Genomic DNA, 21,622 nt, shown 5'->3' with positions numbered 1-21,622 from the left:
AAGGATCGGTGTGAGATGACCCCCACAAGACGACGACGGCTCGGCGGCCTGGCCGCGTTCACCGGTCTCGTGCTCGCGCTGACCGCGTGCGGCGGCGGCTCGGACGGCTCGGGCGGCGACGGCCAGAACTCCATCAAACTGGTCGTGGCCCAGTACACCGAGGGCACCCGGCCCTACTGGGACGAGCTGATCGCCTCCTTCGAGGCCAAGCACCCCGGCAAGAACGTCGAGCTGCAGGTGATCGACTGGGGGAACCTGCAGAGCCAGGTCAACACCATGGTCCAGACCAAGCAGTTCCCCGACGTGCTCAACGGCAACGTCTTCGCCGACTACGCCGAGGCCGGGCTGCTGTACCGGGCCGAGGAGGTGGTCTCGAAGGAGGTGCTGTCGGACTTCCTGCCGTCCTTCGCCGAGAACGCTTCCTACGACGGCGGCCAGTACGGCCTGCCGTTCGTCGCCACCGTCAACGGCATGTACTACAACAAGAAGATCCTCAAGGAGGCCGGGCTCGACAAGCCGCCGGCCACCTGGGACGAGCTCCGCGCGGCGGCCAAGGCGATCAAGGCGCTGCCCGGCGGGTACGTGCCGTACGCGCTGGCCCTCGGCGCCGAGGCCGGCGGCTACGAGTTCGGCACCTGGCTGCGGGCCGACGGCGGCGACTGGCGCGCCGACGGCAAGTGGGCCGTCAACGGCGATCGCGCCGTCGAGACGCTGGACTTCCTCAAGTCGCTGACCAAGGACGGCTACACCCAGCCGAACCCCGGCCAGACCAACCGCGCCGACGGCACCTGGCCGCTGTTCGCGCAGGGCAAGGCGGCCATGGTGTACGCGTCCTTCGGCACGCGGGCCTTCCTCGACCCGGTGGACAAGGCGGGCATCGACTACGGCACCGCGCCGTTCCCCACCAACAACGGCGCCGAACCGGCCACGCACGGCATCCAGGACTACCTGATGGCCTTCAAGAAGGACGGCAACCAGCAGCTGGTCCGCGAGTTCCTCGACTACTTCTACCAGGCCGACAACTACACCAAGTACCTCAAGGTCGAGGGCCTGCTGCCGACGACCGCGTCCGCCTCGGCGCTCATGCGCCAGGACCCGAAGGTGACCCCCGTCGTGGACATGGTGGCCAAGGCCCGCTTCGACCCGACCTCGGAGCCGGTCTGGGCGGAGCTGCGCGGCACGCTGGCCGCCGAGCTGGGGGCCGCGCTGGCGCCGGGCAGCGACCCGCGCGCGGTCCTGACCAAGTTCCAGCAGATCGCCGCCGGCTCCTGACCGCCGCACCCGGGCCGTCGTCCCGCCGCGCGGTGGGATGACGGCCCTGCGCGGCTTCCGTGAGGGATAGCGGTTTTCCGTAGGAAAAGCGGAGGGATATCGCAATGGTCGCAGAATGAGGGTGGTTCATAGCGTTGGGCGGGTGCTCAGAAACCTCCTCGCCGTGCTCTGTCTCGCCCTGCCGCTCGCGTCCGGCCCGGCTCCGCCGCACGACCTCGACCCTTCGTCGGTGGACGCCTTCGTCACGAAGTACCGCGAGGCGACCGGCCTCCCCGGGGCCGCGGTCGCGATCACCAAGGGCCGGCAGATCGTCCACGCCGCCGGGTACGGCGAGACCGCCTCCGGCGAGCCGGTGACGGCCGGCACGCCCATGGCCGTGGCGTCGGTCAGCAAGTCCTTCACCTCGCTCGCCGTCCTGCAACTGGTGGAGAAAGGGCAGGTCGAGCTGGACAAGCCGGTGCGCGGTTACCTGCCCGAGTTCACCATGGCGGATCCCAGGGCCGCGCGGATCACCGTGCGGCAGCTGCTCAACCAGACGTCCGGCATGGCCGACTCGGCCTTCCGCGAGAAGAGCCTGCCCCAGCCCGACACGCTCCAAGGCGCCGTGGCACGGCTCAGGACGGCGAAGCTCGCCGCGGAGCCGGGGACCGCCTTCAGCTACCACAACACCAACTACCAGGTCGCCGCGCGGCTGGTCGAGGTGGTGAGCGGGCAGCCGTTCGCGGCGTACCTGGACGCGCACGTCTTCACGCCTCTCGGCATGCGCGGCAGCAGGACCGTCGACACCGATCGCGATCTGCCCGGCAGCGCCCGCGGCCATCTGGTCGTCCTCGGCCGGGCCGTCGCCGTGCCCGAGCCGTCCGGGTTCGGCAACGGCTCGGGCGGGATCCTCAGCACCGCCGACGACATGGCCCGGTGGCTGATCGCGCAGAACAACGGCATCCTGTCTCCCCAGAGCGTCAAGGAGATGCGCACGCCGTCCGAGCAGGACGGGGAGTACGCCCTCGGCTGGATGATCGGCAAGACCGCCCGCGGCACTCCCGTCGTCCGGCACGACGGCGACCTCTTCACCTCCACGGCCGCCCAGTTGCTGATGCCGGAGTCGGGGTACGGCGTCGCGGTCATGGCGAACACCGGAACGGCCTTCGGCGACGCCGACGCCCTCATGGACGGCCTGATCGCCCTGATCGAGGGAGGCACCCCCGAGATCCCCTCGTCGCCGCCCTACCTCGTCACCGACATCCTGTTCGTCCTGCTGGCCCTCGCGACCGCCGGGCTGGCCGTCCGGGGCGTGGCCCGCTCCCGGCGCTGGGCCGTCGTGCACGGCGGGTGGCGGCGGTGGCGGCTGCTGCCGTATCTGGTCCCGCTCGCGCTGTGCGTCACGGTCGTCCCGATCATGAGGGTGCTTCTCCGGGGCGGCGACATCATGTGGATCCAGGTGGTCTATCTCTATCCGACGTTCATGATCTGGTTGGTGACGGCCGCGGTCGCGGGCACGGCGGTGACGGCCGCACGGCTCTACGCCGCGGCCCGCAAGGGCAGTTGAGTGAGAGGACGAGCAGGCATGGACGTGTACGAAGCCGTGGACAGCCGCCGGGCGGTGCGGGCGTTCAGCGACGAGCCGGTCCCCAAGGAGGTGCTCGAACGCGTGCTGGCCGCCGCGACCCGGGCTCCGTCGAGCGGGAACCTCCAGCCGTGGCGGCTGTACGTCGTGGCCGGCCAGCCGCTGGCCGAGCTGAAACGGCGGGCGACGGCCAGGGCGCTGGCGGGGGACCCGGGGGACGAGCGGGAGTACCCGATGTACCCGGCCGAGCTGGCCTCGCCGTACCTGGACCGCTTCGCCGCCGCGGCCGACCAGCGGTACAGGGCGCTGGGGATCAAGCGCGACGCCCCCGACCGGCCCAGGAGGATCGCCGCCCTGAACTCGGCGGCGTTCGGGGCGCCGGTCGTCCTGTTCTGCTACCTGGACCGGACGATGGGCCCCGGGCAGTGGGCGGACGCGGGCATGTACCTGCAGACGGTCATGCTGCTGCTGAGGGCCGAAGGGGTGCACAGCTGCCCCCAGGTGATGTGGACGATGTACCGCGAGACCGTCAGCCAGATCGCCGGAGCCCATGACGGACTTGTCCTGCTCTGTGGCGTCGCGGTGGGCTTCGAGAAGGAGGACGTGCCACCGCTGCGCACCGGTCGTGCGGACCTGACGGAGACGGTGAGCTTCGTCGGCGTGTGACGCCGGGGGATCAGGCTCGGGCGCGGGACGCGAGACGGTCGGCGACGGCGAGGACGAGGTCGCGCAGCTCGCCGGGGCGCTCGATGACGAACGGCCGGTCGAGCGCGGCGAGCACGGCGGGCAGCCAGTCGAGCCGCTCGGCCCGTAGCTCGACGCGCAACCAGCGCTCGCCCGCCGGGCCCGCCTCGCCGGCGGGCTCGTCGGCGATCTCCTCCACGGTGGCGACGGCGGCGGGCAGGCGGGCGCGGATCTGCTCGGGCGTCGCGTGGACCCGCAGGGTCACCTCGTGCCGGTAGGACGCCGTGACGAACCCCGACAGGACGCGCTGCGCCGGGTCCGGTCCGGCCGGCGCCTCGAACGAGCCGGGCAGGGCCCGGGCGTCCGCGACGCGGTCGAGGCGGAAGGTCCGGTTCTCGCCGAGGCCGGGGTCCTCGCCGGTGACGTACCAGCGGCCCGCGTGGCTGACGATCCCGTACGGGTGCAGCGTGCGGTCACCACGCCGGCCGGCGCGGTCGGCGTAGCGGATCGAGACGGGCCGGCGGTGGCGTACGGCGTCGGCGATCGTGAGCAGGGTGGCGGCGTCCGGGGCGGCGGGCCCGCCGGGCGGGCCGGTGAAGGCGAGGGATTCCAGGAGCGCGTCGAGCCTGCGGGCGAGCCGTTCGGGCAGCACCCGGCGGATCTTCGCGGCCGCCGTCTCGCTCGCCGTGTCACCCGCGTCGCCGGACGTACGCCGGTTGGCGATCAGGCCGAGCAGCACGGCTATCGCCTCGTCGTCGTCGAGCATGAGCGGCGGCAGGCGGTAGCCGCGGGCGAGGCGATAGCCGCCGTAGCGGCCGCGCACCGACTCGACCGGCAGCCCGAGATCGATGAGCTGACCGACGTACCGCCGCACGGTACGGCCGTCGACGCCGAGCCGGTCGGCCAGTTCGGCCATCGTCCGTACGCCGCCCGACTGAAGCAACTCCAGGAGCGTGAGCACACGACCGGTGGGTGGCGACATGAGTTCGAGCTTATGGCGAATAGTGGACCGAATCTGTCCAGTATCAGCCGTAACGTGCGGGGTGCCAAGAGAAAAAGCAGGAGGAACGCCATGGATTTCGTCTCGATCCGCATCATCACCGGTGACGTCGCCCGCCTCGCCGGGTTCTACGAGAAGGCCACCGGGACGCCGGCGGCCTGGTCCACCGAGGACTTCGCCGAGATCAGGACCGGCACCGCCACGCTGGCGATCGCGAGCACCCGCACCGTCCCGCTGTTCGCCCCGGGATCCTCCCGCCCGGCCGACAACCACAGCGTGATCGTCGAGTTCCTGGTGGACGACGTGGACCGCGTGTACGGAAACCTCACCGGCTTCGTCAGCGACTTCGTCAACGAGCCCACCACGATGCCCTGGGGCAACCGGTCGCTGCTGTTCCGCGACCCCGACGGCAATCTCGTCAACTTCTTCACCCCGGTCACCGCCGCCGCCGCGGCCAGGTCCGCCCGCTGACCGGCGGGGTCGGGTGGCGGGTCAGGCGGCGGGTCAGGCGACGGGGGTGCGGCGGCGGGACTGCCAGACGAGGTGGGCGCCGCGGACCTTGGTCCACAGGGCCTCGCGTTCGGTGCCGCCGACGTCGTCGAGACGCAGCCCGAACACCTCCTCCAGCGCGCCGTACCACTCCCGCCGCGTGGACAGCTCCTGCTCGGTCCTGCCGTCCGCGCCGATCCGGCGCAGCATGCAGCCCACCAGGCAGTCGGCCCCGGTCGCGTCGCGCCGCAGCACGACCGCGGCCCGCACCAGGCGGGACTCGGGCGACGTGCACAGGTACGGATGCCACTCCACGAAGTCCCCGGGTGCGGCGGGCGCCCGTTCGACGTCCAGCCCGGCGATCGATCCGCGGGCGTCGTGGTCGAACCGCCACCCGCCCGGCTCCACGTCCGAGGCGGACAGCCGGAACTCGAACGGCCCCTGGCGGTACGTCCCCGCCCGCAGCGGCAGCGGCTCGTGCAGCCCGTCCCCGAGGCCGATGTCCACCAGCCAGTCCTGCCCGTCGAGCGCGACGGTGAGGGCCAGGTGCGGCGCGAACGACGCCGGCGAGGCGGGCGCCCGTACGGCGGCCTGCACCCCGGCCCGATGCCAGGTGACGTCGTAGCCGAGCGCGGTCAGCAGCGTGGCGAACGCCCCGTTGAGCTGCACGCAGTAGCCGCCGCGCCCGCGCAGCACCCGCTCGACCGACTCGCGCGGGTCCACGGTGGTCGGCCGTCCGAGCTGGACCTCCAGCGTCTCGTACGGCACCCGCTCCACGTGCGCGCGATGCAGCGCGCGCAGCGCCGGGAGCGACGGCTCGCCGGGGTCGCCGATCTCCAGCCGGTCGAGGTAGGCGTTCAGGTCACGGTCGCGTGTTCGCCGCATGGGCCCTCCCTTCGGTCGCCGTGTCCATCGTGGTCCGCCGCGCGGCCGGCCCGCATCTCGCGGATTGCTCCCCGGACCGCTCCCCGGGCGGCGGACCGCGCAATCCACGAGATGCGGCGGCGTCCGGCCGCGACCGACGATGACCATGATGACGCTGCCCTGAGCGTTTCACCGGGAGGAGACGACCAGATGCGCAACCAGACTGTCGCACCGGAGCGGGTGAGCGCCCGATGGGAGGATCACCTGCCCGACCTGCTGGACAAGCTGGGGTTGCCGGCAGAAGGGGTGATCCAGGTGGGCGCGCACCGGGGCCAGGAGGTGGAGGCCCTCACCAGGTGCGGGTTCCGTCGCCTGGTCATGATGGAGCCCAACGGCGACCACCTGCCCGCGCTGCGCGAGCAGCTCCGGCTGCACCACCTGTCCGCCGGGCTGCCCGAGCCCGAGCACGGCCACCCGGCCCGCGAGGTCGTGGCGGCGTGCGCCGGCCGGGAACGCGGTCAGGCCACGCTCAACGTCACCCCCTACGACAAGCAGTCCAGCATGCTGCCCCCGCTGCTGCCCATGGCCGTCGTCCGGCAGGACGTCGTCCCGGTGATCCCCGTCAGCGAGGTGCAGCACGGCTGCAACGTGCTGGTGGTGGACGCCCAGGGCGCCGAGCTGGAGGTGCTGGCCGGGACCGACCTGAGCCGGCTGCGGCTGGCCGTCGTCGAGGGCAGCGTGACCGCCCGCTACAGCGGCGGCTCGACCCTCGACAGCATCGCCGAGCACATGACGGCGCACGGCTGGCGCGAGGTGGCCTCCTGGCCGCACCTGCGTCCCGGCGTCGTGGACGTCGCCTGGCTGGCCCCCTGGCCCACCTCGTTCTGATGGACCGCCCGTCGGACGGGGGACTGGCGTGCGAGCGCCGCGGCGCGGTGGCCGTCCTGCGGCTCGACCGGCCCCGCGTGCGCAACGCGCTCGGGTCCGGGCTGGTCGCGGCGCTCGGCTCCGCGCTGGCCGCGCTGGACGACGACCCCGGGGTGCGCGCCGCCGTGCTGACGGGCGCGCCTCCGGGGTTCTGCGCGGGCTCGGACCTGAAGGAGCTGTCCGGGATGACGCGTGAGGGCATGGTACGGCACGAGGCCGACACCGGGCGCGTGGCCAGGGGCGTCCAGCATCTCGGCATCCCCGTGGTGGCCGCCGTCGAGGGCTTCGCGCTCGGCGGCGGCTTCCTGCTGGCCACCGGCTGCGACGTGGTGGTCACCGCCGAGGACGCCCGCTGGCACCTGCCGGAGGTGCGGCTCGGCTGGGTGCCGCCGTGGGGCATCCAGTCCCTGGTCGCCCGGGTCGGGCCCGTCGTCGCGCGCCGGCTGGTCTGGGGCGACCGCCCGCTGACCGGCCGCGAGCTGCACGGGCTCGGCGGCGCGGACGAGCTGACCGCGCCGGGGGAGGCGCTGGCCTGCGCGCTGGAGGTGGCGGCGGGGCTCGCCGCCCTGCCGCCGCACGCGGTCGCCTCCGCCAAACGGGCGCTGGCCGACACGGTGAGCGGGCCCGCCGAGACGCTCGACGCGCGGACGGCCTGGATGTTCGGCGCCGACTGCGCCTCGGCCGCGGCCCGCGAGAGCCTGTCCCGCTTCGGAGCCCGCCCATGACCGGCCCGGACGAGGCCCGCGACGCGACCGCGGCGGGCCGGGAAGGCCGGGAAGGCCAGGGGGCCCGGGCAGGCCAGGAGGGCCGGGTCGGCCGGGCGGGTCGGGTCGGCCGGGCGGGCAAGGTGTGCGGGGTGGCCGAGGCCGTCGCGCTCATCCAGGACGGTCAGGCCGTCGCCAGCACCGGCGTCATCGGCTGGCTCACCCCCGACGCCCTGCTGGCCGGGCTCGGCGAGCGTTTCGCCACCACCGGCGCCCCGCGCGACCTGACCTTCTACTTCCCCTGCGCCACCGGGGACGCCGTCGGCATCGGCGGCATGGACCACGTGGCCAGGAAGGGCCTGATGCGCCGCATCGTGTCGGCCTCCTTCGTCAACCCCCGTCACCCCGTGACCGGCGCCCGCCCCGCCCTCACCGAGCTGATCCAGAACGACCTCGTCGAGGCGTACAGCTGGCCGATGGGCGCCGCCATGCACTGGCTGCGCGAGGTGGCCCGGCGCGGCCCCGGCTACCTGACGCGCGTCGGCCTCGGCACGTACGCCGACCCCCGGCACGGCGGCGGCAAGTTCACCCGCCTGGCCCAGGACGACCTGGTGGAGCTGGTCGAGCTCGGCGGCGAGGAGTACCTGTTCTACCCGTCCTGGCCGCTGCACGCCGGGCTGGTGCGGGCGAGCGCCGCCGACCCCGACGGCAACCTGTCCTTCGAGGACCAGCCGCTGTTCTCCAGCGCGCTGGCCATCGCCCTGGCGGTGAAGGCGTGCGGCGGCACCGTGATCGCGCAGGTGTCGCGGATCGTGCCCGCCGGGTCCTTGCCCGCGCGGGAGATGCGCGTGCCCGGGGCGCTCGTCGACCGGGTCGTCGTCGTCCCCGACGCGCCCATGACCACCGGCGTACGGCACGATCCCGGCTATCTCCGGCATGTCCCCGACGTCGTCGCGCGGGTGCCGCGGTTGCCGTCCGGCCCGGACAAGGTGATCGCCCGCCGGGTCGCCAGAGAGGTCCGGCCGGGGGAGACCGCGATCTTCGGTTTCGGCGCGTCCTCCGACGCCGTCCTGGCCATGGCCGAGGACGGCCTGCTGGACGACGGCCGCCTGGCCGAGCACCTGTTCACCACCGAGCACGGCTCCTTCGGCGGCATCGTGATGAGCGGCTGGCAGTTCTCGGCGAACTACTCGCCGCGGGCGCTGCTCGACGGGCCCTCGCAGTTCGACTTCATCGACGGCGGCGGCTGCCCGTTCGCCGCCCTCGCCTTCGCCCAGATCGACGCCGAGGGCAACGTGAACGTCAGCCGGTTCGGCGCCGCCAACCCGGGCGCCGGCGGGTTCGTGGACATCGCGCACAACGCCAGGCGGCTGGTCTTCGCCGGCACGCTGACCACCGACGGCCTCCGGGTGAGCTGCACCGACGGCGAGCTGCGGGTCCTGGCCGAAGGGCGGGTGCGCAAGCTGGTGGCGCGGGCCGGTCACGTGACGTACCGGCTGGGGGAGGGCGTGCGGCGCGGGCAGTGGGCCCGCCTGGTCACCGAGCGCGCGGTCTTCGACGTCGTCCCCGGCGGGCTGGAGCTCGTGGAGCTCGCACCCGGTGTGGACCTGCGGCGCGACGTGCTCGACCAGATCGGCTTCCCGGTCCGCCTCTCGCCGTCGCTCGTCCCCATGGACCCGGCGCTCTTCCGCCCCTGACCTCTGCCCGCCCACGCCCCCGCCTCCGTTCACGCCGCCCGCCGCGCCCCGGTCAGGGTGCGGACCTCGGCGGCGAGGCCGTCCATGGCCGCGTGGAGCTGCGCGTCCGACAGGTACGGCGCCGGCCCCAGCCGCAGGTACTCGCCCCGGCTGTCGGCCTGCACCCCCCGGGCCGCCAGCCCCGCCCGCAGCCGCCCCGCGTACGGCGAGCGCAGCGCCAGGAACCCGCCGAACTCCTCCGGAGCGGCGTCCACGTCCCGGCTGATCACCCGCGCGGGCGCGCCGAGCTCGTCGAAACGCGCCGCCAGCAGCCCGCGCTGCCGCAGCGACACCGCCCGCAGCACCTCCGGCGTCAGCCCCTGCCCGGCGAAGAAGTCGAACACCCGGGCCGCCCGGTAGTGGCTCACCGGGTCGTAGGTCGCCCCGGCGAACCGGGCCGCCCCCGTCGGGTAGCCGACCCGCCCGCCCGCCCGCGGGTCCTCCGCCAGCTCGGCGAACTCGGAGTACCAGCCCGTCACCACCGGCCGCAGCAGGTCGGCGTGCCCCGGCAGCCGCAGCACGCAGTTGCCCTCGCCGAGCTGGAGGTACTTGTACCCGCCCGCCACCACCCAGGCCGGGTCGAGCCCCGCGGTCGAGAACGGCACCACGCCCAGCGCGTGGTAGGCGTCCACCAGCAGCTCACAGCCCAGGCCGCGGCAGGCGGCGGCGAGCCCGTCCAGCCCCGGCACGATCCTGGACGTCTCGAACAGCACCGCCGAGACCAGGACCGCGGCCGTGCGGTCGTCGGCCGCCTCCGCCAGCCGCGCGGCCAGCGTGCCCGCCGGCTCCGGCGGGACGACGACCACCTCCACCCCCTCCTCGCCCAGCCGGGCGAGTTGCCGCCGCAGCGTGTGGAACTCACCGCCGGAGGTGACCAGCCGGGGCCGGCGACGCAGGTCCAGGGCCGACAGGAAGCGCAGCACCAGCTCGTGCGTGCTGGACCCGAGGGCCAGCTCGGCGTACGGGTCGCCGAGGAAGAGGCGGAAGCCCTCCCTGACCCGGTCGGCCTTCTTGAAGGCGGCGGCCCATTTGTCGTCCACGTCCCTGGCGGCGTCGTCGAACGCCTCGATCTGCCCGGCCAGGGCCACGTCCGGCCACGCCTGGTGGGAGTGGCCGGTGAGCAGCAGCCGGTCCGGCGCCCGGAAGGCCGAGTAGTGCGGCGCCAGTCGCCCGGAGATGTCGTTCATGCCCGGCTCCTGACCGCCCACAGGTCGGGGAACGCCGGCGTCAGGGACGCGCGCAGGTACGCGCCGCCGCTGGAGCCGCCGGTGCCCGGACGGGCGCCGATGGTGCGCTCGACCATCTTCAGGTGCCGGTACCGCCACTCCTGGAGGCATTCGTCCAGGTCCACCAGCCGCTCGCAGAGCTGGGCCGCGCCGGTGTCGTCCCGGTAGACCCGCAGCAGCAGGTCCTGCACCGGCTCCGACGGCTCCAGCGGCAGCCGCACGTCACGGTGCAGCCGGTCCTGCGGCACCTCGTAGCCGCGCAGGTACAGGTAGGTGAGCAGCGAGTCGTACAGCGTGGGCCTGCCCATCGCGTCCTCGATGCGGGCGCGGGCCGGGGTGCCCTCGGCCTGGCCGAGCAGCATGCGCTCGTCGCGCCGGCCCAGCACCGCCTCGATCTCGCGGAACTGCGCCGACTGGAAGCCGCTGCTGGTGCCCAGCTTGCCGCGGAAGGCGGCGAACTGGAACGGCGTCATCGTCTCCATGACGTCCATCTGGGACACCGCTAGTCTCATCAGCTTCAACGACCGGTGCAAAGTCCGCATGGCGTGCGCGGTGAATCCGCCGGCGAGTTCGAGCTGCAGCTCGGCGAATTCGTGCAGCAATTGTTTGAACCACAGCTCGTACACCTGGTGGACGATGATGAACAGGGTCTCGTCGTGGCTCTCGGAAACCGGCCGCTGCGCCGTGAGGATCTCCTCCAGCGCCAGGTAGGACGAGTACGTCAGGACTGTGTCTTCTCTCATGGCCTCAACGATGGGCGCCCGCGGGAAAGGGGACCAGGTGATTCCCGGGCAGCTACCTGCCCCGCCGGGACCGCTTCCTGCAATTCACCGGAAACGCATTCCGGAAGATGTGGAAAAGGCCGTCCGGGGGCACGCGCGAATTCAGCACGACACGAGATGCGGCCGCCCGCGACCTCGCGTGACGATGGCGCCGAGGGGGCGCCGAGCCCCATCAGCGAGCGAACTGCGAGGAACATGCCATGACCTCACCGGAGATCATCAAGAGGGGCGGGCCCGGCAAACGGGCCCCTCGGCTCGACGGGCTGCGCGGATATCTGGCACTGGGCGTGATCGTCGTGCACGTCGCCTTCGCCGCCGGCGTCATCGGCTTCTACGACAAACCGTCCGTCGGCATCTGGCCCGTGCTGATCCAGGGTCTCAACGTGCTGCTGCCGCCCTTCTTCGTGATGTCCGGCCTGCTGCTGTACCGGCCGTTCGCCAGGGCGACGATCCTCGGCACGCCGCGCCCGGAGATCAAGAGCTACCTGATCAAGCGCATGCTGCGGATCCTGCCCGCGTACTGGCTGGTGGCCGTGGCGGCGCTGCTGCTGCTCAACCTCAAGAGCGTGGACGGCCTCTGGTACGTGCTCAGCCCCCTGCTGCTCATGCACTACTACGTGACGGGCCCCGAGGCGGGCTACGCCGGGCTGGAGCCCACCTGGACCGTGCCCGCCGAGGTCACCTTCTACCTGGCGCTGCCGATCCTGGCCTGGATCTTCGACCGGTACGCCAGGAAGGCGACCGACCCCGGCGCCAAGGCCCGCCGCCTGCTGGTCCCGCTGGGCGTCTTCGTGCTCGTCGGCCTGGCCTGGACCGCGTACACGCACCTGGAGTCGATGGGCCCCTTCCCGTACGAGTACTTCTGGGTGATCGGCTTCACCGGCTTCCTGGCCATCGGCATGGGCCTGGCCATCCTGTCGGCGTACGCGGAGGCCAAGGGCACCACGCCCGCCTTCTACCGCCTGGTGGCCCGCCGGCCGCTGCTGTTCTGGCTGGGCGCGGCCGTCGTCTACGTGATCAACTGCATCCGGCCGTTCGGCAAGCCCGGCATGGCCGACTACGCCACGGTTCCCGAGGCGATGGCCGAGATGGTGCTGTTCCTGATCTTCGCGCTGCTGGTCATCGCCCCGGTGGTGGTGCCCGGCGTGCACTCGAAGGTCATCGACGCCGTGCTCACCAACCGCCCGATGCGCTTCTTCGGCCGCATCTCCTACGGCGTCTACCTGTGGCACTTCATCCTGCAGTACCTCTGGCTCCAGAACGGCAGCGTCTTCGGCGCGCCGCCGGTGCCGATGCCGATGGTGATGGGCAAGTCCGGCTTCTGGGAACTGCTGGCGGTCGTGCTCGTCGGCACGGTGGCCGTCGCGACGGTCAGCTACTACCTGGTGGAACTGCCCGCGATGCGGCTGCGCGAGCGCCTGGTGGCCCGGCGCGCCCAGGCCGAGCCGAGCCAGGCCGCCGAGAGCCCGAAGGTCCCGGTCTGAGAGCCGTGCCGGATCCCGTGCCGGATCCCGTGCCGGATCGCATCCGGAGCCGGACGGCCTCGGCGACCGGGACGCCCCGCCGGGTCAGGAGCAGGCGACGGCGATCTTGCCCAGCGTTCCCGCGCCGAACGCGGCGAACGCCTCGGGGGCCCGCTCCAGCGGGTAGGTGGCGGTGACCGGGACGCGCAGCGCACCGGCCGCGGCCCGGGCCGCCAGCTCGGTCAGGGTGCGCGGGTTCGGGTCGGCCATGACGGTGTGCACGGTCACCCCGGCGCCCTGGACGGCGTCCTGGGTCAGGCCGAGGGTGGAGGCGAGCCGGCCGCCCGTGCGCAGCAGCCCCGCCAGCTCGGCGCCGTCGCCCGCCAGGTGCAGCACGGCGTCCACGCCCGCCGGGGCGAGCGCGCGGACCTGGGCGGGCACGTCGCCGCCGTGGTCGACGAGCTCGACCTTGGCGCCGGTGAGGCCGGTGACGAAGTCGGCCTCGACGCCGGGACGGGCGGTGGCGATCACCCGGACGCCGCGCGCGGCGGCCAGCTGCACGGCCAGCGCGCCCACGCCGCCGGTGGCGCCGGAGACCAGCACGGTCTCGCCCTCGGCCGGGGCCACGGCGTCGAGGCTGTCGACCGCCGCGGTGCCGGCCAGGCCCAGCGCGCCCGCCTCCGCCAGGCTCAGCCCCTCGGGCAGGGGGGCGATGCCGTAACCGGCGGACACGGTCACGTACTCGGCCATCGAGCCGGGGCCCAGGAACGGCTTCATCACCACGCCGAAGACCGGCTGCCCGACGATGAAGCCTTCGACGCCTTCGCCGAGCGCCTCCACGGTGCCGGCGAAGTCCTTGCCCACCACCAGCGGGAAGCGGTGGTCCATCATCTGCTGCAAGTAGCCGGCGGCGACCGCCAGGTCGAAGCCGTTGACCGAGGAGGCGGCCACCTTCACCAGCACCTCGCCGGCCTCGGGCCGCGGGACGGGCAGGTCGGCCAGGGCCGGGGTGGCGGGGACGGAGTTCAGCATGACGGCACGCATGAGCGGCACCTCTCAATAAGTGGAACGGGCTACCCGTTTCTTCCGGCCAGCGTAGCAACAAAAGTGGGTAGGTCGTTCCACTTGGGTAGGATGGGCGGCATGGACCTTCCCGCCGACGCCACCGACCCTTCAGGCGAGCAGCCCGGACCGGGCCTGCGCGCCGACGCCGAACGCAACCGCGAACGCATCCTGGCCGCCGCCCGCGGCCTGTTCGCCAGCCACGGCCTCGGCGTCTCCATGGCCTGCATCGCCCGCGCCGCCGGCGTCGGCAAGGCCACCTTGTCGCGCCGCTTCGCCACCCGCGAAGAACTGCTCAACGCCGTCTTCGCCGACCGCATGGACGCCTACGCCGCCGCCGTCGCCGAGGCGCTGGCCGACCCCGACGCCTGGCACGGCTTCGTGGGCTACGTCGAGGCCGTGTGCGCCATGCAGGCCGCCGACCGCGGCTTCGCCGAGGTGCTGGCCATGACCTTCCCCGCCGCCAAGGCGCTGGAGAAGCGCCGGGCCGCGGCCTATCACGGCTTCCTCGACCTCATCGAGCGCGCCAAGGCCACCGGCCGGCTGCGTGCGGACTTCAGCGACCGGGACATGGTCATCCTGCTGATGGCCAACGCCGGTGTCATCGCCGCCACCGGGGACGCGGCTCCGGACACCTGGCGCCGTCTCGTCGGGCAGATGTTGCGCGCCTACGCCACGCCCGGCACCGACCTGCCGCCGCTGGAGCCGGCCCCCGCGCCCACCGCCCTGTACCGGGCCATGGTCCGCCTCACCCGCCCCGCCCCCGGCCCGGACGGCGACCTGGAGTGAGCGCCCGGGGTCAGTTCGGGCGGGTGGCGGTGGCGCTGACCCATGCCTGGGCGAACATCGCGCCCGGGTCGGCGGCCCACGCGCGCAGCCGGTCGGCGTGGGCGGGCTGCTCCGCCAGGTCGAGCTGGCGCGCGAGGTAGCCGGCGATGCGGGACGGGTCGGCGTGGCGCTCGTGGTGCACGTCCAGCCAGACGTCGGTGAATCCCGCCTCGCGCAGGTACGGGCCGAGTTTGCGGCCGACGTGCGGGTCGCCGCCGTTGGCCCGCTGCAGGTTGATGTAGGCGGCGACGGCGTCGTCCAGGGGAGGGCTGAGCAGGAAGCCGCCCCAGTCGGGGCTGCACAGACCGACCGTGCCGCCGGGCCGCAGGACCCGGCGGATCTCCGCCAGCGCGCGCGCAGGATGGGCCAGGTGTTCCATCAGGGCGTGCGAGAAGACGCGGTCCACCGAGCGGTCCGCCAGCGGGATGTCGTAGCAGGACCCCTCCTGGAAGCGGACGTTCGTCAGGCCCCGTCGCCGGGCCGACGCACGCGCGCCCGTGAACTGGGCCGCCTGCTGGTCGAGGCCCAGCACGTGGCCCGGTGCGACGGCGGCGGCGAGGTCGTTGGTGATGGTGCCGGGCCCGCACCCCAGGTCCAGCAGCGACGTTCCCGGCGCGAGATGCGGCAGGAAGAAGTCCGCGTGCGTCGCGGCGCGCCTGGCGGCCATGAAGTCGACGGCGAAGGAGTCATGACCGGGCGTGTAGCGCTCGACGTCGGGAGTCATCGGCCGACCGCCTCCTCGGCGCGTGCGTCGATCGCTCCCGAACAGAGCGCGAGGGCGAGCCCGGCGGCGGCCAGCACGGCGCCGACGGCGTTGGGGCTGGTGTAGCCGAACCCGGCGCTGATCACCAGTCCGCCGAGGAACGCGCCGAGCGCGTTGGCCACGTTGAACGCCGACAGGTTCAGCGCGGAGGCGAGGGTGGGGGCGCCGGTGGCCTTGTCCAGGATGCGCATCTGCAGGGCGGGGACGGTCGCGAAGCCGAACAGGCCCAGCAGGAACAGGGTGCAGGCGGCGAGGATCCTGCTGTGCGCGGTCACCAGGAACAGGCCCAGCACGACGGTGAGCCCGGCGAGGAACACGTACAGGCTGGGCATGAGCCGGCGTCCGGCGAAGGGGCCCGACAGCAGGTTGCCCGCGGCCATGCCCAGGCCGAAGACGACCAGCAACGCCGTCATGCTGCCGCCGCTGAAACCCGCGACCTGGGTCATCATCGGGGCGACGTAGGTGAAGGAGGCGAAGACGCCGCCGAAACCGGCCGTCGTCACCGCCATCGCGAGCCAGACCTGCGGCCGGCGCAGGGTCGACAACTCCGAGCGCAGCCCGGCCTCGCCCCCGGGACGCAGCCGGCCCGGCACCAGCGCCGCGATGCCCGCGAGGGACAACACGCCGAGCGCGGCGATCGCCCAGAACGTGGCCCGCCAGCCGGCGGCCTGCCCCAGCCAGGTCACCAGTGGTACCCCGGCCACGTTCGCCAGGGTGAATCCGCCGAACATGATCGACATCGCCCATCCGCGGCGTTCCGGCGGGACGAGCTCGGCCGCCACCACCGACCCGACCCCGAACAGCGCGCCCTGCGGGATGCCCGCGACCACCCTGGCCGCCATCAGCAGGCCGTAGCCGGACGCGACCGCCGACAGGACGCTGCCCGCCGTCAGCAGCGCCGCGACGATCAGCAGCGTCGTGCGGCGCAACAGGCGTGCCGAGACCGCGGTCAGCAGCGGCGCTCCCACGATCACGCCTACGGCGTACCCGCTGATCAGCACGCCGGCGGCCGGGATCGACACCCCGACCCCCGTGGCGACCTGCGGCAGCAGGCCCATGATGGCGAACTCGGAGGTTCCGACGGCGAAACCTGTGACGGCCAAGGCCAAGAGGGCCAGCGGCATGGCAATGCGCTCCTCGACTCATCGGGACGATCGCCTCCGAGCCTGGCGGCCGAGCCGGTCGATCCGTGAGTGGCAGAAACGCAAACGTGGGATAGATTTCCGCCATGCGCTGTGTGGGGATCGTGGTGACCGAGCACGTCCGGGTCTTCGACTACGCCGTGGCCACCGAGGTCTGGGGCCTCGACCGGACCGATCGCGGCGTCCCGGCGTTCGACCTGCGCACGTGCGGGCCGCGCGGTCACGCGCTGACCATGAGCACGGGCGTGACCTGCGTTCCCGACCACGGCCTGGACGGCCTGGACGAGTGCGACCTGGTCATCGTGCCCGGCGTCCAGAACCTGGCCGGGCCCGTCCACCCGGACGTGGTCACCGCGCTCCGCGCCGCGCACGACCGTGGCGCGACCGTCGCGTCCCTGTGCTCGGGGGCGTTCGTGCTGGCCGCCGCGGGCCTGCTGGACGGCCGCAGGGCCACCGCCCACTGGCTCGACGCCGAGCAGCTCGCGCAGCGCCACCCCGAGGTGAGCGTCGACCCCGGCGTGCTGTTCGTCGGGGACGGCACCGTGTGGACCTCGGCGGGCGTGGCCGCGGGCATCGACCTGTGCCTGCACCTGGTCCGCCGCGACCACGGCGCCGCCGCCGCGGCCGAGATCGCCCGCACCATGGTCACCGCGCCGTTCCGGTCAGGCGGCCAGGCGCAGTTCATCACCCGCCCCGTCCCCGCCGGGGGTGGGCCGTCCGACAGCCTGACCGGCCTGCGCGAACGCATGCTCGACGACCTGGCCCACCCGTGGACCGTCCCGGAGCTGGCGAACCTGGCCCGCATGTCCGAGCGCAGCTTCGCCCGCCGGTTCGTCCAGTCCACCGGCGACACGCCCCTGCAATGGCTGCTGACCCAGCGCGTCCTGGCCGCCCAGCACCTGCTGGAGGTCAGCGAGCTGCCCATCGCCGCCATCGCTCACCGCTGCGGTTTCAGCACTCCGCTGACCCTGCGCCACCACTTCACCCGCCACGTCGGCCTGCCGCCGCGCGACTACCGCCTGGCCTTCGGCAGGCGACCCGAGGCGGAACGCGACAGCGCGGCGAGGTAGCCGGGCCGGCCAGGACGCCACGACCTCGGGATGCCGCGCTACCCCGCCCGGGTCATGGTGGCCTCGTAGCCGCCGCCCGGCCACTCCCAGCGGCCGCTGATGGTCCGGCCGTCCTCGCTGAACGCGCCGCTGAACCCGGCCGGCGAGCCCTCCGCGCCGAACCAGATGTTGAGCTCGCGCCCGTCCAGCTTCCACACGTAGACGAAGTTGTTGCCGGTGCTGTCGAAGTAGTGCGACCGCAGCGCGCCGCTCTCGGGGTCGTGGCCGATGTACTCCACGCCGGTCATCGTGCCGCCGCCGTGGCTCATCTCGACGCGCTGGATCAGGAAGAAGCCGCCGTCCATCCACTCGAAGACGAGCCGGCCGCCGGTCGCCTCGCCGGTGCCGAAGTCCTTGCCCGTCATCTCCCACGTCCCGACCAGCGGTTGCAGGGTCTGGAGCGAGGCGTCGGGGGTGGGGAGCTGGTTCTGCGGGTTCGCTGTCTCTGTCATGTTCCCTCCACGGGACAGGTCGACGCCCGGTACGCCGATCGCGTACCGGGCGGGGGTGAGCTCACTTGGCGCCGAAGAACGCCTTGACCCGGGACCAGCGGCCCCAGACCACCAGGGCCAGGACGACCAGCAGGACACCCTCGATCACGGGGACGCCGCCCAGGACGATCAGGTTGGTGCCGGCCGCGCCGACGATCAGGCCGATCAGCGCGAGCGCGGCCACGCCGGTCAGCCGCGGGATCAGCAGCCCGATCGCGCCGGCGATCTCCAGCACGCCGACCACGTAGCGGAACCACTGGCCGGCGCCGATGTCCTCGAACATGGTGACCATGGTCGGGTCGCCGGCGAGCTTGAGCACGCCGCCCAGGCCGACCTGGAACGCCAGAAGGACCTGGGCGACCCAGAGGGCGATGTTGACGCCGCGACCGGTGGACCGGCCGACGGCGGTCGTGCTGTTCGTGGTGCTCATGCAGTCCTCCTTGAGGAACTAGTTGACGATCTCCATCTGGCCCATCATCCCGATGGCCGAATGCTCCAACATGTGACAGTGGTAGACGTATCGCCCCAGGTAGTCGGCGAAGCTGGCCTGGAAGCGCACGGTCTCGCCCGGCTGGATGAGCACCGTGTCCTTCCAGCCCGCCTCGCCCGGTTGCGGCGGCGTGCCGTCGCGGTCCAGGATCCGGAACTGGGCGAGGTGGGTGTGGAAGTTGTGCGGGACGCCGAAGCCCGACCCGCCGACGTTGGTGTCGGAGTTGGTGACCTCCCAGATCTCGCTGGATCCCCGCCTGACCTGCATGTCCACCCGATTGGCGTCGAACGCCTGATTGTTGATCAGGGCCTGGATGTTGACCGGGTCCAGGCTGAGGGTGAGCTGCCGGGTCTGCGTGGCCGCGGCCAGCGGGACCATCGCGCGCAACTGGCTGGGCACGCGGCTGCGGTCGACGGCCCGCCGTACGACGTCGAAGCGGAGCACGGACCCGCTCACGTCCTCCAGCGTCACCTGCGTGCCCAGCGGGAACGCGCCGAAGTCGATCACGACCTCGGCCCGCTCGCCCGAGGAGAGCACCAGCTTGGACGTCGGCACCGGCGCCGGCAGCAGCCCGCAGTCCGTGGCGATCTGCGTCATCTGGGCGCCGTTGCTCAGGGACAGCTCGAAGATCCGGTGCGTGGAGCCGTTGAGCAGCCGCAGCCGGTACTTGCGGGCCGCGACCTTGAAGTACGGCTGGGCCTTGCCGTTGGCGATCAGCGTCGGCCGGTTGTAGGGGTCGGCCGGGTCGAAGACGAGCCCGCCCTGGTCGTCGAAGAGCGCGTCGCGCAGCAGGATGGGCACGTCGTAGGCCCCGGACGGCAGGCCGAGCTGCTGCTCGTCGGCGCCCTCGACCAGGTAGAAGCCGTGCATGCCGCGGTAGACGTGCTCGGCCTCCATGTGGTGGGTGTGGTCGTGGTACCACAGCGTGGCGCCGGCCTGGGCGTTCGGGTAGTCGTAGGTCTTCGACTTGCCGTCGGCGATCAGGTCCATCGGGTAGCCGTCGCTGGCGGCCGGCACGCGGCCGCCGTGCAGGTGCACGTTCGCCTCGTGGCCGAGCTTGTTGTCGAAGGTGACCAGCGCCCGGCGGCCCTGCCGGACGCGGATGGTGGGGGCGGTGAACTGGCCGCCGTACGTCATCACGGGCGTGCTGACGCCGGGCAGGATCTCGGTGGTCGCCTGCTGGATCGACAGCCGGTAGAAGTCGATGCCCGGCAGGGTGGCCACGGGGGCCAGCACCGGGGGCACCGGCATGGCGACGCTGAAGGGCGGCGCGGTGGCGCCGGTGCGGACCGCGGGGACCCGGCCCCCGTGGTCGTGCATCTTCATCATCTGCTGTTGCCGCGCCTGCTGCTCCGGCTCGCCGAGCAGCCCGCGGGCCACCGGGGTCAGCGCGGCGCCTCCTGCCAGGCCACCGAGAACGATCAAGCGCCGTCGGCTTAACATACGGGAACTCCCATCGCCATGTCCGAGCGTGGCATCGCCCGCCGGCACGGTCTTCTTCTGAAGTGCTCACTTCACGGGCGGATGCCGTGGGAGCGGTGCCACCGCCCGGAGGGCGGCGGTGGTTCAGCCCACGGACAGGCGCCGCGGGGTGCGCCCGTCCAGGCAGTCGGCGTTGTGGGCGTCGAGCAGGGCCTGGGCCCGCTCCGACGCCTCGCCGAAGCAGTCGTCGGGATCCGCGCCGTCCAGCACGCGGGCCATGGCCCCGGTCATCAGGTCCTGGATCCCGGCGAAGTCCCCGAGCACCGCGCCGAGCGCCGCGGGGGAGCCGTCGGCCGCGCGGAGCTGGGCGGTCGCGGCCCGGTGCACCGGGTGCCGGTCGAACCAGCCCTCCTCCTCCAGCAGGCCGGCGGCGGCCCGGGTGACCGGCAGGAAGCCGGCCGCCCGATGCCACTGCGCCGCGTTGCCCGCGCTCAGCAGGTGCTGGACGAACGCCAGCGCGCCGTCCCGCCGCTCCGGCGGCAGCCCGTCGGTCAGCCAGAGCGCCTGGCCGGAGACCAGGTGCCCGGCGCGCGGCAGGCTCTCGTTGTGCGGCAGCGGGCTCGCCGTCACCTCGAACCCGGCCTCCCGCCCCCGCTCGGCGATCATGCCGGCCACCACGGAGGACGCGATCGTGAACGCCACCCGCCCCTCCAGGAACGCCCCCAGCGCCGGACCCCAGTCACCGGGCTCGCCCGCGCGCAGGTAGTGGCCCTCCTCGTGCAGGCGCCGCCACCAGGTGGCGTAGGCCAGCAGTTCCTTGGAGGCGAGGTCCACCCGTCCGGCCCGGCCGGAGCGGCCGTTGTCCCGGTCGGCCAGCAGGCCGCCCTGCCCGGCGACGGCCTGCTGGAACAGCCAGCCGTGGTTGGCCCAGGAGACGCCGTGCGGCGGGCCGCCGGGCAGCGCCCGCACCGCGGCGCAGGCGCGCTCCAGCTCCTCCCAGGTGCGCGGGGGCGCGTCGATCCCGGCCGCGCGGAGCAGGGTGGCGTTGGTGAGCAGCACCGCCGTGGTCGCCGTCGCGGGCGCGGCGACGAGCTCGCCGCGGTAGGTGTAGTGGCCGCGTACGGCCGGTTCGAGGTCGGCGAGCACGACCGGCTCGCCGAGGATCTCCGCGCGGCCGGCGACGGCGCGCTCGATCGGCGTGAACAGCGGCGCGCCGGTGCGCGACCGGGTGTCGAGCGCCAGCCGGGTGGCCGTGGCGTAGTACTCCGCCAGGTCCGGCGGCTCGCCGCGGCCGGCCGCGGCGGCCACCTCGGCGGGCAGCTCGCGGAAGCCGTGCCCGGTGATCTCGATCCGGAGGTCCGGGTGCGCGGCCTCGAAGTCGGCGGCCATCCTCCTGATCGGGCCCAGGTAGTCCGGCAGGGGATGCTCGGCGATCCAGACGCTGATGACCGTTCTCATTCGCCTCATGATGAACGCGGCCACCCCGCCACACATCTTGCTAAATGCGGTGTTTCGTCAGCTCAGACAGCAATTCAAAGGATGTGGGCCCCTCGACGTGAATGTGACCCTGACTGCGAGTCGCAGTGCGGCGAAACGGAGGAGCA

Annotated in this window: 21 protein-coding genes; 10 read left to right on the top strand and 11 right to left on the bottom strand. The window is 73.1% G+C overall.

The genetic code is table 11. The features are described 5' to 3' along the window. Window positions 1-15 precede the first annotated feature (15 nt). The 3 genes from ACIA8R_RS19420 (at window position 16) to ACIA8R_RS19410 (ending at window position 3,502) form a co-directional block, all read left to right on the top strand. Complete coding sequence (locus ACIA8R_RS19420) at window positions 16-1,272, top strand: extracellular solute-binding protein (RefSeq protein WP_397039552.1); 1,257 nt, start codon at window positions 16-18, stop codon at window positions 1,270-1,272. A 142-nt stretch (window positions 1,273-1,414) separates the two neighbouring features. Further along, on the top strand, window positions 1,415-2,818 hold the full coding sequence (locus tag ACIA8R_RS19415; protein ID WP_397039551.1) for a serine hydrolase domain-containing protein: 1,404 nt from the start codon (window positions 1,415-1,417) through the stop codon (window positions 2,816-2,818). Between the two features lie 18 nt (window positions 2,819-2,836). Then, window positions 2,837-3,502, top strand: coding sequence for a nitroreductase (locus ACIA8R_RS19410; RefSeq protein WP_364087859.1), 666 nt, complete (start codon window positions 2,837-2,839; stop codon window positions 3,500-3,502). 10 nt (window positions 3,503-3,512) lie between these two features. On the opposite strand, the gene ACIA8R_RS19405 is transcribed toward ACIA8R_RS19410, so the two are convergent. Then, complete coding sequence (locus ACIA8R_RS19405; protein ID WP_397039549.1) at window positions 3,513-4,502, bottom strand: helix-turn-helix transcriptional regulator; 990 nt, start codon at window positions 4,500-4,502, stop codon at window positions 3,513-3,515. Between the two features lie 90 nt (window positions 4,503-4,592). Between ACIA8R_RS19405 and ACIA8R_RS19400 the strand changes: the two genes are divergently transcribed. Continuing rightward, a complete protein-coding gene (locus ACIA8R_RS19400) occupies window positions 4,593-4,991 on the top strand; it encodes a VOC family protein (RefSeq protein ID WP_397039547.1) in 399 nt (132 codons plus the stop codon). A gap of 33 nt (window positions 4,992-5,024) precedes the next feature. Here the strand turns inward: ACIA8R_RS19400 and ACIA8R_RS19395 are convergent, their stop codons facing one another. Further along, window positions 5,025-5,894, bottom strand: a complete 870-nt coding sequence (locus tag ACIA8R_RS19395) for an arylamine N-acetyltransferase (RefSeq protein ID WP_397039545.1) — start codon at window positions 5,892-5,894, stop codon at window positions 5,025-5,027. 189 nt (window positions 5,895-6,083) lie between these two features. Here ACIA8R_RS19395 and ACIA8R_RS19390 point away from each other — a divergent pair, with 189 nt between their 5' ends. Genes ACIA8R_RS19390 through ACIA8R_RS19380 form a run of 3 tightly spaced genes read left to right on the top strand, consistent with a single transcriptional unit; the run spans window position 6,084 to window position 9,201 of the window. Further along, entirely contained in the window at window positions 6,084-6,761 is a 678-nt protein-coding gene (locus tag ACIA8R_RS19390) for an FkbM family methyltransferase (RefSeq protein WP_357696838.1), read from the top strand. Beyond that, entirely contained in the window at window positions 6,761-7,525 is a 765-nt protein-coding gene (locus tag ACIA8R_RS19385) for an enoyl-CoA hydratase/isomerase family protein (RefSeq protein ID WP_357696840.1), read from the top strand. The genes ACIA8R_RS19390 and ACIA8R_RS19385 overlap by 1 nt, the downstream gene beginning before the upstream one ends. Further along, window positions 7,522-9,201 (top strand): CoA-transferase, encoded by a 1,680-nt coding sequence (locus tag ACIA8R_RS19380; RefSeq protein ID WP_397039543.1) that lies wholly within the window; start codon window positions 7,522-7,524, stop codon window positions 9,199-9,201. Before ACIA8R_RS19385 ends, ACIA8R_RS19380 begins: the two co-directional genes overlap by 4 nt. A gap of 29 nt (window positions 9,202-9,230) precedes the next feature. On the opposite strand, the gene ACIA8R_RS19375 is transcribed toward ACIA8R_RS19380, so the two are convergent. Both ACIA8R_RS19375 and ACIA8R_RS19370 read right to left on the bottom strand, forming a co-directional pair. Further along, complete coding sequence (locus ACIA8R_RS19375) at window positions 9,231-10,427, bottom strand: kynureninase (RefSeq protein WP_397039541.1); 1,197 nt, start codon at window positions 10,425-10,427, stop codon at window positions 9,231-9,233. Continuing rightward, window positions 10,424-11,209 (bottom strand): tryptophan 2,3-dioxygenase family protein, encoded by a 786-nt coding sequence (locus ACIA8R_RS19370; protein ID WP_357696846.1) that lies wholly within the window; start codon window positions 11,207-11,209, stop codon window positions 10,424-10,426. Before ACIA8R_RS19370 ends, ACIA8R_RS19375 begins: the two co-directional genes overlap by 4 nt. Window positions 11,210-11,448: 239 nt before the next feature. Here ACIA8R_RS19370 and ACIA8R_RS19365 point away from each other — a divergent pair, with 239 nt between their 5' ends. Then, window positions 11,449-12,732, top strand: a complete 1,284-nt coding sequence (locus tag ACIA8R_RS19365) for an acyltransferase (protein ID WP_357696848.1) — start codon at window positions 11,449-11,451, stop codon at window positions 12,730-12,732. An 84-nt stretch (window positions 12,733-12,816) separates the two neighbouring features. Here the strand turns inward: ACIA8R_RS19365 and ACIA8R_RS19360 are convergent, their stop codons facing one another. Further along, the gene (locus tag ACIA8R_RS19360) at window positions 12,817-13,755 is read right to left on the bottom strand and encodes an NADP-dependent oxidoreductase (protein ID WP_397039538.1); all 939 of its coding nucleotides are present in this window, start codon (window positions 13,753-13,755) and stop codon (window positions 12,817-12,819) included. Window positions 13,756-13,854: 99 nt separating this feature from the next. On the opposite strand from ACIA8R_RS19360, the gene ACIA8R_RS19355 reads away from it, so the two are divergent. Continuing rightward, a complete protein-coding gene (locus ACIA8R_RS19355) occupies window positions 13,855-14,562 on the top strand; it encodes a TetR/AcrR family transcriptional regulator (RefSeq protein WP_397039536.1) in 708 nt (235 codons plus the stop codon). Window positions 14,563-14,572: 10 nt separating this feature from the next. Here ACIA8R_RS19355 and ACIA8R_RS19350 read toward each other — a convergent pair whose 3' ends face one another. Next, complete coding sequence (locus ACIA8R_RS19350) at window positions 14,573-15,325, bottom strand: methyltransferase domain-containing protein (RefSeq protein WP_364087840.1); 753 nt, start codon at window positions 15,323-15,325, stop codon at window positions 14,573-14,575. Further along, window positions 15,322-16,488: an MFS transporter gene (locus tag ACIA8R_RS19345; RefSeq protein ID WP_397039534.1), complete on the bottom strand. Its 1,167-nt coding sequence runs from the start codon at window positions 16,486-16,488 to the stop codon at window positions 15,322-15,324. The genes ACIA8R_RS19350 and ACIA8R_RS19345 overlap by 4 nt, the downstream gene beginning before the upstream one ends. Window positions 16,489-16,592: 104 nt before the next feature. Between ACIA8R_RS19345 and ACIA8R_RS19340 the strand changes: the two genes are divergently transcribed. Beyond that, a complete protein-coding gene (locus ACIA8R_RS19340) occupies window positions 16,593-17,576 on the top strand; it encodes a GlxA family transcriptional regulator (protein ID WP_397039532.1) in 984 nt (327 codons plus the stop codon). A gap of 38 nt (window positions 17,577-17,614) precedes the next feature. Here the strand turns inward: ACIA8R_RS19340 and ACIA8R_RS19335 are convergent, their stop codons facing one another. From ACIA8R_RS19335 to ACIA8R_RS19320, 4 genes are all read right to left on the bottom strand, one after another. Continuing rightward, complete coding sequence (locus tag ACIA8R_RS19335) at window positions 17,615-18,067, bottom strand: DUF1579 family protein (protein ID WP_357696860.1); 453 nt, start codon at window positions 18,065-18,067, stop codon at window positions 17,615-17,617. Window positions 18,068-18,128: 61 nt separating this feature from the next. After that, on the bottom strand, window positions 18,129-18,536 hold the full coding sequence (locus ACIA8R_RS19330; protein WP_357696862.1) for a DoxX family protein: 408 nt from the start codon (window positions 18,534-18,536) through the stop codon (window positions 18,129-18,131). 18 nt (window positions 18,537-18,554) lie between these two features. After that, window positions 18,555-20,021 carry a multicopper oxidase domain-containing protein gene (locus ACIA8R_RS19325; RefSeq protein ID WP_364087834.1) on the bottom strand — a complete coding sequence of 489 codons (1,467 nt, stop codon included), beginning with the start codon at window positions 20,019-20,021 and terminating at the stop codon, window positions 18,555-18,557. A gap of 141 nt (window positions 20,022-20,162) precedes the next feature. Further along, the gene (locus tag ACIA8R_RS19320) at window positions 20,163-21,476 is read right to left on the bottom strand and encodes an extracellular solute-binding protein (protein ID WP_364087831.1); all 1,314 of its coding nucleotides are present in this window, start codon (window positions 21,474-21,476) and stop codon (window positions 20,163-20,165) included. Window positions 21,477-21,622: the final 146 nt, after the last annotated feature.

It is taken from the genome of Nonomuraea sp. NPDC051191, assembly GCF_044455665.1.
GTDB lineage: Bacteria > Actinomycetota > Actinomycetes > Streptosporangiales > Streptosporangiaceae > Nonomuraea.
The sequence above is the reverse complement of the archived record's forward strand: the minus strand, read 5'-3'. Positions and strand labels throughout refer to the sequence as shown.

Coding starts and splice junctions, on each gene's coding strand:
- ACIA8R_RS19365 (WP_357696848.1), top strand. CDS start 11,449: ATGACCTCACCGGAGATCATCAAGAGGGGCGGGCCCGGCAAACGGGCC.
- ACIA8R_RS19370 (WP_357696846.1), bottom strand. CDS start 11,209: ATGAGAGAAGACACAGTCCTGACGTACTCGTCCTACCTGGCGCTGGAG.
- ACIA8R_RS19390 (WP_357696838.1), top strand. CDS start 6,084: ATGCGCAACCAGACTGTCGCACCGGAGCGGGTGAGCGCCCGATGGGAG.
- ACIA8R_RS19345 (WP_397039534.1), bottom strand. CDS start 16,488: ATGCCGCTGGCCCTCTTGGCCTTGGCCGTCACAGGTTTCGCCGTCGGA.
- ACIA8R_RS19350 (WP_364087840.1), bottom strand. CDS start 15,325: ATGACTCCCGACGTCGAGCGCTACACGCCCGGTCATGACTCCTTCGCC.
- ACIA8R_RS19400 (WP_397039547.1), top strand. CDS start 4,593: ATGGATTTCGTCTCGATCCGCATCATCACCGGTGACGTCGCCCGCCTC.
- ACIA8R_RS19395 (WP_397039545.1), bottom strand. CDS start 5,894: ATGCGGCGAACACGCGACCGTGACCTGAACGCCTACCTCGACCGGCTG.
- ACIA8R_RS19320 (WP_364087831.1), bottom strand. CDS start 21,476: ATGAGAACGGTCATCAGCGTCTGGATCGCCGAGCATCCCCTGCCGGAC.
- ACIA8R_RS19410 (WP_364087859.1), top strand. CDS start 2,837: ATGGACGTGTACGAAGCCGTGGACAGCCGCCGGGCGGTGCGGGCGTTC.
- ACIA8R_RS19355 (WP_397039536.1), top strand. CDS start 13,855: ATGGACCTTCCCGCCGACGCCACCGACCCTTCAGGCGAGCAGCCCGGA.
- ACIA8R_RS19375 (WP_397039541.1), bottom strand. CDS start 10,427: ATGAACGACATCTCCGGGCGACTGGCGCCGCACTACTCGGCCTTCCGG.
- ACIA8R_RS19340 (WP_397039532.1), top strand. CDS start 16,593: ATGCGCTGTGTGGGGATCGTGGTGACCGAGCACGTCCGGGTCTTCGAC.
- ACIA8R_RS19380 (WP_397039543.1), top strand. CDS start 7,522: ATGACCGGCCCGGACGAGGCCCGCGACGCGACCGCGGCGGGCCGGGAA.
- ACIA8R_RS19385 (WP_357696840.1), top strand. CDS start 6,761: ATGGACCGCCCGTCGGACGGGGGACTGGCGTGCGAGCGCCGCGGCGCG.
- ACIA8R_RS19420 (WP_397039552.1), top strand. CDS start 16: ATGACCCCCACAAGACGACGACGGCTCGGCGGCCTGGCCGCGTTCACC.
- ACIA8R_RS19360 (WP_397039538.1), bottom strand. CDS start 13,755: ATGCGTGCCGTCATGCTGAACTCCGTCCCCGCCACCCCGGCCCTGGCC.
- ACIA8R_RS19405 (WP_397039549.1), bottom strand. CDS start 4,502: ATGTCGCCACCCACCGGTCGTGTGCTCACGCTCCTGGAGTTGCTTCAG.
- ACIA8R_RS19330 (WP_357696862.1), bottom strand. CDS start 18,536: ATGAGCACCACGAACAGCACGACCGCCGTCGGCCGGTCCACCGGTCGC.
- ACIA8R_RS19335 (WP_357696860.1), bottom strand. CDS start 18,067: ATGACAGAGACAGCGAACCCGCAGAACCAGCTCCCCACCCCCGACGCC.